We start from the raw sequence: 15,892 nt of genomic DNA, 5'->3' as shown, positions 1-15,892 counted from the left end.
CTATTACTGATTGATTTTCTCAATGATCTGATTAGCTACAGCGCGGGCGCTTTGCTCATCAGTATCAACAATGTAATCAGCAGCATCTTCATACATTGGGTTGCGCTCTTCGGCGAGTCTGCGCAATACGGTTTCTGGATCGTCTTTTTGCAGTAATGGACGACGTTTATCACGTTGCGTACGAGCGACTTGCTTGTCAATTGTGGTTTGTAAGTAAACCACAATGCCTCTCGCTGATAGGCGATTACGCACAGCTTTACTGACGACAGAGCCACCGCCTGTTGCCAAAACAATACCTTGTTTGTCGGTTAAATCATTGATGACGGTTTCTTCACGAGCGCGAAAGCCTTCTTCACCCTCTAAATCAAAGATCCAAGCGATATCAGCGCCAGTGCGCTTTTCTATCTCTTGATCTGAATCATAAAATTCTAAATGAAGTTCGTCTGCGAGGTGTCTTCCAATCGTGCTTTTACCAGCACCCATCGGACCTATTAAAAAAATATTACGTTTTTCAGCCATTTTTGCTTAGTTCACAATTCTGTTATTTCGGGGGTAGAAATCTATATCGCGGCTACCCTTAAATGGATTAACCTGACCTCGTTGAAATTTCGAGGGCGGGATTATCTCAGCTTTACCCTGAAATTTGCAAGCTTTGTTAAGTCTAGGTGAAATTTAAATCACTCGTGGGGGTGTTTTATGGGAACGGGTACGCTGGCGTTGTTGGCTTGCAAGCCATGTAACTCGCAGAATAGCTCACTCTAGAGCCAGGTCATCAAGCAATATTTTAGGCGTGACAAAAATCAGCAATTCACGCTTTTCATTGACGGTTTGAGTGTTTTTAAACAAGTGCCCAAGGACTGGGATGTCCCCAAGCAGTGGAACTTGGCTTACATCATCAGTCGTCGTCTGCTGAAAAATACCCCCAAGCACGATAGTTTCCCCGTTATTTACTAGTACTTGAGTGCTGATTTCTTGGGTATCAATAGCGACAGCTAAACCTGTTGAAGTATTGACTGTGTCGCCTCGGGTATCTTGGGTAACGACAAGATCCAAAATTATTCTATGATCTGGGGTGATATGTGGAGTGACTTTTAAACTCAGTACCGCTTTTTTGAACTCGACCGAGGTAGCGCCGCTAGACGTGGATTGTACGTAGGGTATTTCGGTACCTTGCTCAATGTAGGCTTCACGTTGATTAGCCACTGTAATACGCGGACTGGCAATAACTTCACCTTTGTTTTCAGATTCAAGGGCGGATAATTCTAAATCTAATATAGTGCCATCCACTAGGCGGGCGACTTGAATGCCAATACTACCCGCTGGATTGGTAACGGGAAGATTCACATTTAGGCGATTATCAATAGACGGCACTACGCCGCTGCTAAGTGTGTCGGCGCCTTCGATAGAGCCAGATGTAGCCGTATCACCAGAGTTATTACTAAAACCCCAGCGCACGCCGAGTTGTTCACCGGCGTTATCGCGCACCGTGACCATGCGTGATTCGATTAATACTTGTTTAACGGGAATATCTAGGGCGGAGATGAGCTTTCTGGCTTCATCAATTGAGGTTTGCGTGTCTCTGAGTAACACTGTGTTAGTGCGTTCATCAACGGCAACACTGCCCCTTGGGCTTAAAATGCTGCTATCGGTATTCTTTAAAATACCGGCTACTTCTTTGGCTTTTGCATAGTTAATTTGCAAATTAGCTGAAATCAGCGGAGCGAGCTGAGCAACCTGTTGGCGGTTTTGCAATTGCTGGGTTTCTCTGGATGCGAGCTCTTCTGATGGGGCGATAAGTAATATGTTGCCTTCTAAGCGCTTATCTAAACCGCGAATTTTCAGAATCATATCGAGTGCTTGATCCCAAGGTACGCCATTTAGACTGACGGTTACATTGCCGCGTACAGTATCCGTAGTCACCAGATTAAAGCCATTAACTTGCGCGATGATTTGCAACACATTGCGCACTGGCACATCTTGAAAATCTAGTGAAATGGGCTCGCCGTTATACACAGAGGTGCTTTGTTGTTGCTCAGTCGCTTGGGGCTTAATGGTCAGCACCAATTGATTTTGATTTTTGCTGTGGGTGAACACAACATCTTCAAGTAAATTGAATTCTAAAACGCTGGCCCCTTTTCTTGCGAGCGTGTCTATTTCGAGAATCGGCGTGGCAAAATCCGCCACATTTAAGGTAAAGAACTGGTCAGGCGCTAGTTTTGTGTCGGGTAGAGTGAGGATCAATTTTCGCTTCGAAGCGATTAGCTGAGGAACAATTCGCTGATTGTCAAAGGTCAAGGTCGCGACGCCGTACCCTTCAATTGAGCGGGTAAACTGTATGTCATTTAGCTGATTAGTGGTCAGCTCGTTAAGGGCAGCAACAGGGTCAATTAGCACCGCATCAGATTGTGCAAGAGTAGGTAAATGCCATAAAGCGCTAAGCGCTAGGGCGAATACGCACAGCAATTTGTTGGAATGTAAAAAGTGGCGACTAGCCATTGTTCTCTCCTGCATTGTCTTTCATAGACAAGGTTGCTTGTTTTTGCTGCCAGCAACCTGTTCCATCAGGCAACATTTCAGTGTAGGTAATTTTTCCGTCTTTAATTGCTGAGACCTTGCCATAGAAAAGCCCAAGATAATCACCTTTGGTTACACGGTATAATCGGCCTTCGTTGGTTTGAATTAAGGCCCAGACTTTATTGCTTTTATTGATGGTGCCAATAAAGGCCATAGCATCTATTCCATAATGCTCTAGGGGCTGTTTAACGTGTGCCGTATTCGGTTGAGGGCAGCTGGACGTTGCTGTTGCCGTTTCTGCTTGAGGTACATTTTTCAATCGTTGAAATGGACTACGCAATTCATTCGCCGAATAGGCAAAGGCGGGTGATGTGGTAAATTCAGGGTAGGGCTCAATATTCACCGGTGTGTTGCTTTTAACATCAGCGATATAGGCGTTTAAATCTTGTTTTTGTTCTGTACAGGCTGCCAGCAAGAAGAGCATTGTAATCGCTATTAACGCTCTCATTTGCGTGCATCCGCTCGTGATTCAGTCAATTCAGCCCGATACGTTTTGGCCGCTAACTTTAGTTTTAAATTGGATAGCTCCTGACTCACTTCAAAATCATGCACGGTCACGATCCGTGGAAGAGCGGCAATATCAGAAACAAACTTGCCAAATGCATGGTAGTTGCCTGTCACTTCGATCTGAATGGGCAGCTCGGTGTAAAACTCCTTCGGGACTTCTTTTTGCCAATTGAGCAATTTAAAAGTAAGACCTGCAGAGGTGCCAACAAAGGTGATGTCATCAAGTAATCCTGGGGTTTCGTTACTGGTGGGTAATGACTTAAGCATTGAAGAAAAGTCTTTTTCTAAGCGCTTTAGTTGCTCCTGATAAGCGGGTAAGTTTACTGCTATGTTGTATTTACCTTGATAACTTGCTTTTAAATCGACCTCTTGTAGTTGGACCTTTTCAAGCAGAGGTAGCTTGTCTTTTACTAAGGTGTAGTAACCCCCGATTAACGCAATGATAGCAACAAACAAGGCAACAACGGTTTTCACCTCAAAAGGCCAAGCGGCGATCTGATCAAAATCTAATTCGTTGAGCTCTTTGAGTTTCTTAACATCAAATTGCATTTATTTTGCTTCCCCTTGTGGTTGATTAAAGTCAGGGGCGACGCTGGGGCTAATGTTAAACTTGAGTTTAAATTCACTCACGGCGTCAGCTGCTGTGGTATCAGCCACAATGGAAGACAACTCACCGTCATTGAACACTGTTGAGTCAGACACATTACGCATGAAATTCGCTAGGCGGTTGTTTGAATCACTGACGCCGTCAATTTCTACGCGGTTAATCGTGCGAGAAAAGCGCGCAAAAGATACTCCCGGGGGCACCACGCGTGCCAACTCATCGAGTACAATAGGCGCTGCATTGCGACTTACTTCCAGTTGTTCGATAAGCGTCATTCGCTGCTCGATCGCGTCTTTACTTTGTCTTATGCGTTTGATTTCGCCAATTTGTGCATCGATTTTAACCAACTCCGCAGTTAAAAACTGATTCCGCCTTTCTTGGGTAACAATAAGGCTATCCATGGCTTTACTGACGGCAAACATCAACAACACCATAGACACGCCGATAGCTACTAACATGGTTAGATAGTTTTTTTTGTGTTGTTGACGCTGGGCTTCGCGCCAAGGCAGCAGATTTATATGTGGCAAGGTGAAAAACTCCTAAATGCCAATCCGGTGGCGATGGCGAAGTTAGCACCGTGAGCGGTGATAAGCTTGGCGCTCTTTTCATCGCTTTGCATATCAGCCAAGGGATTAAAAACCTCTACATTAATACCTAAGTCTTGGGCCAGTTCATCAGCCAAAGCAGGGAATGGGCCTATCGCCCCACAAATGAAAAGGTGCTTAGGAGAAGGCTGGTGAGATGCGCTCACATACATCTGAATTGCCCGAGTGATATGCTGCTGTAAATTTGCATGGAAAAGTACGTAACATTCTTGTTGCCAATTTTCGGGTAAAGAATGGGACACTAGCTTTTGATCGTATTCAACTCGAGTTAAATTAAAGTTCGAGCAGCTGTCTTGAGTAAGCACATCAAGGCCAAAGTTATGCTCTTTGGTGTACAGAATTTTGTCATCTGTGACAGCACAAAACTGCATTTGCGATGCCCCAATGTTAATACAGCATCGAACTTCATCTTTTACTTTGCTTTGCTCATCGCTCGATATGGTATCGCTATCGTTTTCAGGCAATGCTTTATGTGAAAAGTGCATCAACGCGTTAGCAAGGGCGTATACTTCAACGTCTGAAATTTTGGGTTCAAAGCCCACTTCATTTAATAGCGTGAGCCGAGAATCAAGCATATCTTTATGAACTGCGCTGAGTAGCACTTCTACTTTTCCCGAGTAACTAGTGCTGGGGGCGAGCCTTTCAAAATCTAAATAAATTTCTTCAAGTGGGTACGGGATCAAGCTATCGGCTTCCAACTCAATTTGGCTTTCAAGTTCAACATCCGTTAAATCGTCGTCCATGTAGGCAAGTTTATTAATGACGGCTGGTCCAGATACGGCTATCACCACCTGTTTTACTTTCGTTTTCAGGCTGAGTTTTACTTTTTTCAAAGCTTGGCTAAGTGCTTCGTAGTCTTTAACTTCTCTTTCTGCAAAGGCATTGCCATTGATTGGCTCGCAAGCGATTGCTAACACAGTGGTACTTTGCTTGGTTTGCTCAAGCAATATGGCCTTAACATAGCGGGTGCCGATGTCTAGTCCAATAAGGTGCTGCGCTTTTTTAGCCAATAATTTGTTAAACACGTAAGGTTCCGATGCAAATATACAAAGCGGGATGTTAGTATTATTGCTTAATTTTTAATTATTTATGGTTCTTATAACGGTACTTAGGTATAAAATATGAGTCATTTATTGCAACTTGTCTTGGTAATATTGTTTTCGTGAAGTTTTTAAAGCCCGCATTTCTGATTCTTATCCTTGCTTTTGTCGTTGGTGTCGTCACGACTTTTGCCCTTTATTTTTATATGAAACCAGACCTTCCCAGTGTGGATATGCTCAAGGATGTGCGCCTGCAAACACCAATGCGGGTATATACTCAAGATGGCAAACTGATTTCCCAGTTTGGTGTTAAGCGCCGTATTCCGCTTACCATTGAAGACGTGCCACAGGATTTAATTAATGCTGTTTTGGCCACCGAAGACAGCCGTTTTTATCAACACCCAGGGGTTGACCCTATCGGTATGGCGCGGGCTGTGGTCAACCTTATCTTGACTGGTGAGAAAGGGCAGGGCGGTAGTACGTTAACCATGCAGTTGGCGCGAGGTTTCTTTTTAACGAGAGACAAAACATATATACGTAAAATTAAAGAAATCTTTATCGCTTGGCACATGGAGCAATTGCTCACCAAACAAGAAATATTAGAGTTGTATTTGAATAAAGTTGAATTGGGCCATCGTGCTTTTGGCTTTGGGGCTGCGGCTCAAGTTTATTACGGCAAAACGGTAAATCAGCTAACGCTTGCACAAATGGCAACCATTGCTGGGTTACCGCAAGCGCCATCAGTGCTCAACCCTATTAGTCGTCCTGATCGCTCCAAAGTTCGTCGCCGCGTGGTTTTACTGCGTATGCTGGATGAGAAATACATTACTCAAGCTCAATTTGATGAAGCGGTAAATGCACCGATTACGGCGAAAAAACATGGAGCAGAAATTGAATTCTCAGCACCTTACTTAGCGGATTTAATTTGGAATGAAATGGTCGAGTTGTATGGCAAAGAAGAAGCGGAAACCGGCGGTTATCAGGTTTACGCCACCGTACCCTCGTCCACTCAGTTAGCGGCTCAACAAGCCGTTCAGCGAAACTTACATGATTACGATGAGCGCCATGGATACCGCGGAGTTGAGCAACAACTTTGGGTTCCAGTTGATTTACCCGTCAAGCCTGAGGAAACTGCTGGGGTAGAGACCGGCCCCGCTATTTCTAGTGAGCCATGGGACGAAGAAAAAATGCTGAGCTTCCTTGAGGAGTATCAAACATTTGAGTCTATGCAGCCAGCAATCGTAGCCAAAGTGAATGACAAAGATATCACTATTTTTACTCGTGCAGGTCGCTACAGTGTTATTGACTGGGACGGGCTAGATTGGGCGCGTAAATACATAACAGATACTCGGCAGGGCAATGAGCCCGAGAAAGCCAGTGATATAGTTTCAGAAGGTTCGCTTATTCTCATTCGCCAGCGAGAAGACGACAAACATTGGCAACTTACCCAGTACCCAGATGCCAGTAGCGCCTTTATTGCTCTAAACCCTCACAATGGCGCTGCGCAGGCGGTGATCGGCGGCTACAGTTTTTACCAAAGTCAGTTTAATCGAGCGACACAAGCTAAGCGCCAAGTCGGCTCTAATATCAAACCTTTCATTTATTCTTCAGCGTTAGCCAATGGCTTTACCTTAGCTAGCATCATTAATGATGCGCCGATTAACCAATGGGAGCGTGGAACGGGGAATGCTTGGCGGCCTGAAAACTCGCCACCAGAATATGATGGGCCAATTCGATTGCGAGTTGCCTTAGGAAAATCGAAAAACGTGGTATCAGTGCGCTTAGTGCGTGCTGTGGGGCTTGAAAAAGTACGCCAGCACTTGTCGCGTTTTGGTTTTGATTTATCAGAAATACCCAAAGATGAAACTGTGTCTTTAGGTTCGGGCTCACATACTCCATTGGAAGTGGCAACTGCGCTATCCGTGATTGCCAATGGTGGCTTTTTAATACAGCCGCATTTTGTGGAACGCATCGAAGATGATTACGGAAAAGTGCTTTGGAAATCCAATCCAGTGCAAGCTTGCGATCCTTGTGGTGATGCTGATGAAAATGTAGCTGAAACTGAGCCTGAACAGATGATGGACATTGAAGCCATGCTTGCAGCTGAATTAGGCTCAGGTCAATTCGGTCAAAGTGAGGCGATGTCAGCACAAAGCAGCGACTCGGCTGATGCTCCTACACCTATCCGCTCGGCGCCAAGAGTGCTGGACGAAGACAATGCATTCCTAGTGGCAGAAATGATGCGTACAGCCGTAAAAACCAATGGTAATTGGAATAAGAAGACCTATTGGCAAGGTACGGGCTGGCGGGCAAGTAATTTGCTGCAAAGAGCGGATATAGCAGGAAAAACTGGTACCACCAATGATTCAAAGGATACTTGGTTTAGTGGCTTTACCAACGATTTGGTAGCAACAGTTTGGGTTGGGTTTGATGATATGAGTCGCAGTTTAGGCCGCGCCTCACGCAACCAAAACTTGGTTAACAAGAACCCACAGAAATTTAATTTCATTGGCAACGCCATGATAGGTGGCGAAGATGGCGCTAAAGCGGCTGAGCCCGCTTGGATCCGTTTTATGCAACAAGCGTTAGACGGCGTGCCTGAAAAGAAACGTGCTATGCCCACGGATTTGGTGACCACAAGAATTGACCTTGCCAGTGGTAAATTGACTCAGCGCACCGACCATACGTCGATGTTTGAGTATTTCATGCAAGGTACGGCCCCTACGAGCTACGTGAGCGACAGTGAATTTGTCGACCCAGCTGAAGAAAGTAGTGAACAAAGCAAACCACTTGAAGACATTTTTTGAGGCATCATAGGCTCCATCAGAAAGCGCAGGTAGCTACGCAAAGTGGTTGCTGAGTGCTTTCATTAAAAATGCTGCAAAGTGACTCGGTTTGAATTGATATTACCATTTTAGCTTTTCAGCATATTTTTAATATTTCGCGTTTAAATTTTCTGCGAAGGCTTTGTCTTCGCGCCAAACAGGACACTTTTTATGAGTAGCTCAACGCCTAAAAGTGCGTTATACATTCCTCATTCAGGCCCTTCTTTGCTTGAAACCCCTTTGCTCAATAAAGGCAGTGCATTTACCGCCCAAGAACGCGTAGCGTTTAACCTTACAGGCTTGATCCCCCCCCGTTATGAAAGTATCGAAGAACAAGTCGAACGCGCGTATATGCAATATTCAAGTTTCAACGAACCAATCAATAAGCATATTTATCTGCGTGCGATCCAAGATAATAACGAGACCCTATATTATCGCCTTATCCAGCAGCATATTGACGAAATGATGCCGATCATATACACCCCGACGGTAGGGGATGCGTGCGAGCAGTTTTCTGATATTTACCGTAGCTCTCGAGGATTGTTCATTTCCTATTCTGAGCGTCACCAAATGGATGACATTATTCGCAACGCCACTAAGCGTAAAGTAAAAGTCATAGTGGTGACGGACGGTGAGCGTATTCTTGGTTTGGGCGACCAAGGTATCGGCGGTATGGGTATTCCTATTGGAAAACTGTCTTTGTATACCGCCTGTGGTGGTATCAGCCCAGCTTATACCCTTCCTGTCATGCTGGATGTGGGAACTAATAACGAAAAATTATTAAATGACCCTATGTATATGGGAGCGCGTCATAAACGTATTGGCCAAGCTGAGTATGATGAATTTGTCGATATGTTTATCAAAGCGGTCCTAAAGCGTTGGCCTGAAGTGATGCTTCAGTTCGAAGATTTCGCCCAGCCTAATGCGATGCCATTACTTGAGCGCTACCGGGATAAAGTATGTTGTTTTAATGACGATATTCAGGGCACCGCAGCTGTCACGGTAGGGACTATTTTAGCTGCATGTAAAACCAAAAATGAAAAGCTTAGCGACCAACGCGTGGTATTCGTTGGTGCAGGCTCTGCAGGTTGTGGTATTGCTGAGCAAATCATCAAGCAAATGACGAGTGAGGGTATCACTGATGCTCAGGCCCGTAGCCAAGTCTTCATGATTGACCGGTTTGGTTTGGTCACAGACGATATGGAAGGCTTACGGGACTTCCAATTCCGACTTGCGCAGCCATTGGCTAGTCAAGCAACATGGCAAAAAGCGGCGCAATATCCGTCATTGTTCGAAACAGTGAGCCAAGTCAAACCCAGTATTTTAATAGGGGTATCAGGGCAAGCAGGTTTATTCACCGAGCAAGTCGTTAGGGAAATGAAACGCAACTGCGATTTACCGATCATCTTTCCGTTAAGTAACCCTTCACGTCAGGTAGAAGCCCGCCCTGAGAACGTCATTGAGTGGACTGACGGCGAAGTGATTATCGCTACCGGGAGCCCATTTAAGCCTGTGGAATACAAAGGCAAAACCTATCCTATCGCACAATGTAACAACAGTTATATATTCCCAGGGATTGGATTAGGCGTACTGGCAGCCAAGGCTAGTTTGATCAGTGACGAGATGCTGATGGCCACGAGTGCGGCGCTCGCTAATGCGTCACCTCTGGCGAATGGCACAGCACAAGAACTGTTACCGCCACTGACAGGCATTGCGCAGCTAAGCAAGAAGATAGCCTTTGATGTAGGTAAAGTCGCTCAGAAACAAGGGTTAGCCCTAGAAGTGAGTGATGAAATACTCAGTGAACGCATTGAAGGGAATTTTTGGCAGGCAGAATACCGCCCGTATAAACGCGTCAGTATCTAAACCGATACATAAAATGAGTGAAACGCCGCACATATTGCGCCGCATTGGTGCATAGGGTGCGGCGTTTTTTGTTTGCACTTAATCGAACCAAGAACGTCATTAAAATTCCATAGCAAACTAGATTGTAAGTCAGGCACAACCTGCGTAGAATCCGCCTCCGGAGTTGGTCAGGCAATCGCCGCTTGTTAGATATTTCATTAGGGCTTGTACCTAGAGTAATGTGTTAATAAGGGGAGGAAAGTCCGGGCTCCACAGGGCAGGGTGCCAGGTAACGCCTGGGCGGCGCAAGCCGACGACAAGTGCAGCAGAGAGGAAACCGCCTAAGCGCGCAAGCGCCGGTAAGGGTGAAAGGGTGCGGTAAGAGCGCACCGCACCACTGGTAACAGTGTGTGGCAAGGTAAACTCCACCCGGAGCAAGACCAAATAGGATCTCTTACGGCGTGGCCCACGTTGAGATCGGGTGTGTTGCTTGAGCCAGCGAGTGATTGCTGGCCTAGATGAATGGTTGCCCACGACAGAACCCGGCTTATCGACCAACTCCACCTTTATTTTTGTAAGTGAAGCGCTTGCTACACTTATCATTCACTTAAGCGTTTAGCAGCTCAAGTAAGTCATCCCAGGGCAGTGGGCGCGATAAATAATATCCCTGGGCCCAGTCACAGCCTAAATCTCTTAAGTAGGTTAGTTGCGCTTCGGTTTCAACGCCTTCGGCAATTACGCGAAGTTCATAGAGCTTGGCCAAATTTTGAATGAACATCACCATTTTGTTACGCGCCTCACGCTCTGAAAAAAGATCATTTACAAAAGAACGATCAATTTTTAAGCAATCGGCAGGATAATGTATCAGTTGAGTGAATGCGGTGTATCCTGTTCCAAAGTCATCTAAAGCTAAAGATACCCCCAGCTCATCTAACGCTCTTAGGGTCCCTAAGCAGGTTGTATCGCCAGCGACAAATGCGGTTTCAGTGACCTCAAGCTCTACATTCTCAGGTGCAATCTTATGGTGAGACAATAGGCTTTTTACCTGCGTAGGAAACTGCTCGTTGTGTAGCTCTACACCTGAGATATTAATGCAGATCTTTCCCCTAAAATGGTGTTCTGTTTGTAAGATGACGAGCGCTTGTAAGGCATTTTTGATAACCCACAAATCAATCTCTTTTATAAGGCCTGTCGCTTCCGCCACCGGAATAAACTGGTCAGGTCCATGTCCTTCCAACTCGGGGCTTTGGCAGCGAAGCAACACTTCAACGGCCACGACGGTGTTATCTTTACAGTCAAATATCGGCATATAAACCAATGAGAAAAGCTCTTGAGTTAAGGCATTCCTTAAGCCTTTCTCAATCCGCTGGCGTTCATGCAAGGTTTCTGCAATTTTCTGGGTGAAAAATCTAAAGCAATTGCGACCGTTATGTTTGGCGTCATACATCGCCATGTCAGCGTGATGAAGTAAGTTAGCAGGCTCAGTGGCATCATCAGGATAAACGGCAATGCCAATACTGGCGTAAATCATGTGGGTCACATCATCGACCTCAAAACCCCCATCAAAAATATTCAGAATGCGTGTCGCGACGGTGCTAGCATCGAGCGGCTCTTTGATGTTGGGCAGTAATACAACAAACTCGTCGCCGGCTAGCCTTGCTAGGCTTTCTGTCTGAGGCTTGAACAGCTGATCGGTAGGGCGGATAGCCTCCCAAAGTCGTTCACTAAATTTGAGTAGTAGTCGATCTCCCGCCTCATGGCCATATTGGTCATTGACCTGTTTAAAATTATCTAGGTCGATATACAACAAACCAATGCGCTGTTTGTCCTTTCCTGCCCGGGTCAGCATACGCTCTAGGTTAGTTTTAAAGCTCCAACGATTAGGCAGGCCTGTTAATGTGTCGTAATAAGCCATTTGGCGGATATCATCTTCATGCAGTTGCATAATCGTTTGATAGGCTTGTTCCTCAGAGCGCAGGGCAGCTAGACAGATGGAATTCAGTGCCAACATCGTTAGCATGAAGCGAATTGCTTCGGTGAATGAGTAGCTAGTCAACAATAAAGATGACAGAGGCGTAAATAACAACAGAATACTGGCTACGCTGAAAACACAAAACACGATCACAGCAGGCCAAAAGCGATTGATGAAAAGATTGATGGCAACAATGGGGTAAACCCAAAGTATTCCAGTATTACTTTTACCGCCGGTAATGAGTAAGCTCATTGATAAGAAGAACAGTATGCCACTTAGGATCGTGGCGGCTCGCTCGACATTGCTGGTACGCTTTAACAGATAAAGGTTTAGTAGGCCGACTAAGGCGTTAACTATCAATATAGTGCCTAGGATATAAGCACCATCTAATAAGCTAACCCCACCTAATATGAACAGGAACAAGACGCCAATTATGGTTAAAACCTGACATAGCCTGTAACGCCGACTGTGCCGTACTGCCAGCATTTCTTGTTGACCTGCTGTGATTTCACGGGTGTGAGTCATGTTTACCAAGGGATTTATTAAATGTTTATATAAAGCTAATGCTGCTTCACGGTTTTTACTAGCTTGAATTAAGAAGTAATTTTCGCGCTGAGTGGAAATAGATTAAACGACATACCTGTTCTATTCAACAGACGGTGCTTTATTAGAATTTTGTTTATCTGCTTATATTGCATATACCCTATTCTTTAATAATTCCTATTTTCTATATCCGAGAGCCAGTAAAATTGTAGACTTTAGTCTATGTTTTTCGCTTCTAAGCCCATTCCGCTAGCTAATCGCGATACAAAAGTTTACTTTTCTTATTAAGAGCCCACTGCATAGAAGTAACTTACTGTAGGTTTTTATGGTAAAAAAAATAATCGATATGTTCAAAGGAAGAAGATTGAGGGCTCCATTAATTAATTTGGAGCATAAGGATATGTTTCGTCTTGCGATGGAGCATTCAGCCATAGGTATGGCGTTAATATCACCAGACGGTACGTGGCTAAAAGTCAACAAAGCCATATGCGATATCGTGGGTTACAGCGAGAAAGAACTGCTTAAAATTGATTTTCAATCCATAACTCACCCTGACGATCTACGAGCTGATCTCACTTTTTTAGAGCAAATACTTGCCGGTGATATACAAACCTACAACATGGAAAAACGTTACTTCCATAAAAGTGGTCGACTGATTTGGGCTAATTTGACTGTTTCTTTAGTCAGAAATAGAGCACAGCAACCTCTGTATTTCATTTCACAAATTCAAGACATTACGTTGCAGAAAAAAGCCTCTGTAGATTTGTTGCAAGACAAACAAGAAATGGAGGAGTTCGCCTATCGACTTACTCATGATTTACGGTCGCCTTTGAGCTCTATGGGCTGCCTTATGAAGATGATCAGTCAACAAATTAGTAATGGTGATATACCGAGTGCTTTGAAGACAGTTCAAACCTCTTACGACGGACTGACTAAATTAAGTGATTTGGTCAGCAGCGTTTTGGATGTGAGCAAAGTTAAGCTGCAAGAGGAAAATACCCAACCCATTGATGTGTCGGTTATCGTCTGTGAAACACTAGCCGCTCTGAGTAATATGGAAAACTTCGAACGCTTAGATATTGAGACGCGTTTTGAGTACATAGGAACAATCAACACCCAGCCCTATAAATTTACCCAAATAATTGACAACTTCATTTCCAATGCGATCAAGTACCAAGACACGAGTAAGACAAATTCTTTTCTTCGGGTCTTAACTTACAAGCTGAACCAAGAGTTCATATTGGAGGTACATGATAACGGCTTGGGTATTGATGAGGTTTATCGAAAAAAACTATTTCAAATGTTTGAACGCTTCCATCCTGCGGCATCAGTGGGTACAGGGCTTGGCCTATACATGGTAAAAAAAAGTGCAGATTTACTTGGCGCTAAACTGGTTTATGCGGTTCCTGAGAATGGTAAAGGGTCAATTTTTCGTGTGACGCTGCCGCTAGATAACATACCTCCTCTTACTCTGCCTGATAGCGAGATAAAAACGTCGCAACAGTTTGTTCAATAATCTTTGTTATCGGTAAGGAATCAGGTGTTTCAAAGCCAAATAACACCGGATAAAAAACAAATGACTTTAGTTGATAAACGAATTGTTTAGCTGCAAATTCTATATCTTCTATTTGCAGTTTATTGTTAGCTACCCCCTGGCGCAAAAATGATTCAAGGTAACGCATACAACCAAATTGATTACTCGCGATATCCTCGGCTAACGCGGGCTGTTGCAGCATTTGCATAAAGGCTATTTTGGCGATACGTAAAAAGTGAACGGAATTAAGCAGTGAAACCTCTTGTTGAGCAATTTTCGTCAATTGAATATCAATCGCTATTTCGTTGCTAAAGCGCAACTCGTCATCTTGGTTAAGGTGCTCTACCATTCGGATAATAATCGCCTCAAATAGCGCATCTTTGGTCGTAAAGTGATTGTATACGGTACGCTTAGAAGCCTGTGCCGCTTTGGCGATTTGATCCATAGTGGTGTGTTCTACGCCATTTTCAAAGAATAATTGTTCAGCTGCATCTAGGATATTAACGCGTTTTTTATCAGATAACTTCATACTTTCCCTTCCTTTATGGGCTAAATACTACCTGATTAAAAGTAAACTTAATAGTTTACTTCTTGTCTTATTCTGATAAGTTACACTCTGTAGTTTACTTTTTGGTGGGTGAATGAAAACCTTTATTTTGAGCACAATCTCGATACTGATATGTAGCTTTGTAGGAGCATGCACGTTGAACAAAGAATTAGTTGCCACGATTGATAATGAAGAGCCAAGTAGCCGTCATTACTATGACGGAAAATTTCAAAATGCTGTGCACAGTGAGCCGCCGAGCTTGGGTAAAACACTAGGGATCTTCGCTCGCTACTTTACCGAGAAGAAAGTAGATGCCGTGCCCAATGAGCGCGTGCCGGTACAACCTGTTACTCGTGAGCAACTAGATGCTCTAAGTGTTGACGGTGTGCATTTAATCAAGCTTGGTCACTCGTCTATTTTGTTGAAAATGTTTGGAGAGTATTGGCTTATTGACCCAGTATTTTCTGAACGAGCATCACCTTTTTCGTTTATCGGGCCAAAACGATTTGAGCCTACGCCCATAAGCATCGAGGAATTACCGCCAATTGACAAAGTATTGATATCGCACAATCACTATGATCATTTAGATCAAGCTGCGGTCAAAGCACTAAACGCCAAAACGACCTTGTTCTTGGTGCCGTTAGGCGTTCAAGGTGACCTTAAGAAGTGGGGCGTGAGCAATGACAAAATTAAGCAGTTTGATTGGTGGCAAGAGTGGCAGACAAAACATGCCTTAATCGCATTTACCCCTACTCAACATTTCTCCGGTCGCGGCATTGGTGATGGAAATAAAACACTGTGGGGTTCTTGGGTGGTGAAAAGCGATGAAAGGAGCTTTTATTTCAGTGGGGATTCAGGTTATTTTTCGGGCTTTAAAGACATAGGTCATAAATACGGACCGTTCGATGTAACCATGATTGAAACGGGCGCATACGACAAGGATTGGGCAGATATTCATATGACACCGGAAGAGTCTGTACAAGCACATATAGACTTAGCAGGTAAGGTGATGGTGCCTATCCATAACGGTACCTTTGATTTGGCATTTCATCCCTGGTATGAGCCGCTAAACAGAGTGAGGCAAGCCGCTGCATTGAATAAAGTCGTATTGAGTACTCCTGAATTCGGCCAAGTCTTTACGCTTGACGCAGCGCCTGTTGAAACCGTGTGGTGGAAGGAGACGCCTTAGCCTTGAGCCCCCAAAATATCCTTGAGCTGACGAAACAGCCTTTAGGGGAGTAACACGCCTACCCGTGAGACATAAAAAAGCCCGCCAGAGCAATCTAAATTATTCTG

12 protein-coding genes and 1 other RNA gene are annotated in these 15,892 nt (G+C 44.5%); 5 read left to right on the top strand and 8 right to left on the bottom strand.

The window, feature by feature from the left end; genetic code table 11:
* Nucleotides 1-3: 3 nt before the first annotated feature.
* The 6 genes from aroK to pilM form a co-directional block, all read right to left on the bottom strand.
* Nucleotides 4-519, bottom strand: a complete 516-nt coding sequence (aroK, locus tag GMES_RS01340) for a shikimate kinase AroK (RefSeq protein ID WP_006990745.1) — start codon at nt 517-519, stop codon at nt 4-6.
* A 234-nt stretch (nt 520-753) separates the two neighbouring features.
* Complete coding sequence (locus tag GMES_RS01335) at nt 754-2,496, bottom strand: type IV pilus secretin PilQ (RefSeq protein WP_006990744.1); 1,743 nt, start codon at nt 2,494-2,496, stop codon at nt 754-756.
* Nucleotides 2,489-3,022, bottom strand: a complete 534-nt coding sequence (locus tag GMES_RS01330) for a pilus assembly protein PilP (protein ID WP_006990743.1) — start codon at nt 3,020-3,022, stop codon at nt 2,489-2,491. Before GMES_RS01330 ends, GMES_RS01335 begins: the two co-directional genes overlap by 8 nt.
* The gene (locus tag GMES_RS01325; RefSeq protein ID WP_006990742.1) at nt 3,019-3,630 is read right to left on the bottom strand and encodes a type IV pilus inner membrane component PilO; all 612 of its coding nucleotides are present in this window, start codon (nt 3,628-3,630) and stop codon (nt 3,019-3,021) included. Before GMES_RS01325 ends, GMES_RS01330 begins: the two co-directional genes overlap by 4 nt.
* Nucleotides 3,631-4,212 (bottom strand): PilN domain-containing protein, encoded by a 582-nt coding sequence (locus tag GMES_RS01320; RefSeq protein WP_006990741.1) that lies wholly within the window; start codon nt 4,210-4,212, stop codon nt 3,631-3,633. It lies immediately after the preceding gene.
* Entirely contained in the window at nt 4,200-5,315 is a 1,116-nt protein-coding gene (pilM, locus tag GMES_RS01315) for a type IV pilus assembly protein PilM (RefSeq protein WP_006990740.1), read from the bottom strand. The genes GMES_RS01320 and pilM overlap by 13 nt, the downstream gene beginning before the upstream one ends.
* A 137-nt stretch (nt 5,316-5,452) precedes the next feature.
* Here pilM and GMES_RS01310 point away from each other — a divergent pair, with 137 nt between their 5' ends.
* The 3 genes from GMES_RS01310 (at nt 5,453) to rnpB (ending at nt 10,566) form a co-directional block, all read left to right on the top strand.
* Complete coding sequence (locus tag GMES_RS01310) at nt 5,453-8,137, top strand: penicillin-binding protein 1A (RefSeq protein WP_006990739.1); 2,685 nt, start codon at nt 5,453-5,455, stop codon at nt 8,135-8,137.
* 189 nt (nt 8,138-8,326) lie between these two features.
* A complete protein-coding gene (locus tag GMES_RS01305; RefSeq protein ID WP_006990738.1) occupies nt 8,327-10,021 on the top strand; it encodes an NAD-dependent malic enzyme in 1,695 nt (564 codons plus the stop codon).
* A 159-nt stretch (nt 10,022-10,180) separates the two neighbouring features.
* Nucleotides 10,181-10,566, top strand: an RNA gene (gene rnpB / locus GMES_RS21980) — RNase P RNA component class A.
* Between the two features lie 41 nt (nt 10,567-10,607).
* On the opposite strand, the gene GMES_RS01295 is transcribed toward rnpB, so the two are convergent.
* Nucleotides 10,608-12,497 carry a putative bifunctional diguanylate cyclase/phosphodiesterase gene (locus GMES_RS01295; RefSeq protein ID WP_006990735.1) on the bottom strand — a complete coding sequence of 630 codons (1,890 nt, stop codon included), beginning with the start codon at nt 12,495-12,497 and terminating at the stop codon, nt 10,608-10,610.
* Between the two features lie 382 nt (nt 12,498-12,879).
* On the opposite strand from GMES_RS01295, the gene GMES_RS01290 reads away from it, so the two are divergent.
* Nucleotides 12,880-14,031, top strand: a complete 1,152-nt coding sequence (locus GMES_RS01290; RefSeq protein WP_226990233.1) for a sensor histidine kinase — start codon at nt 12,880-12,882, stop codon at nt 14,029-14,031.
* Here GMES_RS01290 and GMES_RS01285 read toward each other — a convergent pair.
* Nucleotides 13,982-14,578, bottom strand: a complete 597-nt coding sequence (locus GMES_RS01285; RefSeq protein ID WP_006990733.1) for a TetR/AcrR family transcriptional regulator — start codon at nt 14,576-14,578, stop codon at nt 13,982-13,984. The two genes, GMES_RS01290 and GMES_RS01285, sit on opposite strands and share 50 nt — an antisense overlap.
* Nucleotides 14,579-14,753: 175 nt before the next feature.
* Here GMES_RS01285 and GMES_RS01280 point away from each other — a divergent pair, with 175 nt between their 5' ends.
* On the top strand, nt 14,754-15,785 hold the full coding sequence (locus GMES_RS01280; protein WP_006990732.1) for an MBL fold metallo-hydrolase: 1,032 nt from the start codon (nt 14,754-14,756) through the stop codon (nt 15,783-15,785).
* Nucleotides 15,786-15,892 lie beyond the last annotated feature (107 nt).

Origin of the sequence: Paraglaciecola mesophila KMM 241, assembly GCF_000315015.1 — a bacterium.
GTDB lineage: Bacteria > Pseudomonadota > Gammaproteobacteria > Enterobacterales > Alteromonadaceae > Paraglaciecola > Paraglaciecola mesophila.
The sequence above is the reverse complement of the archived record's forward strand: the minus strand, read 5'-3'. Positions and strand labels throughout refer to the sequence as shown.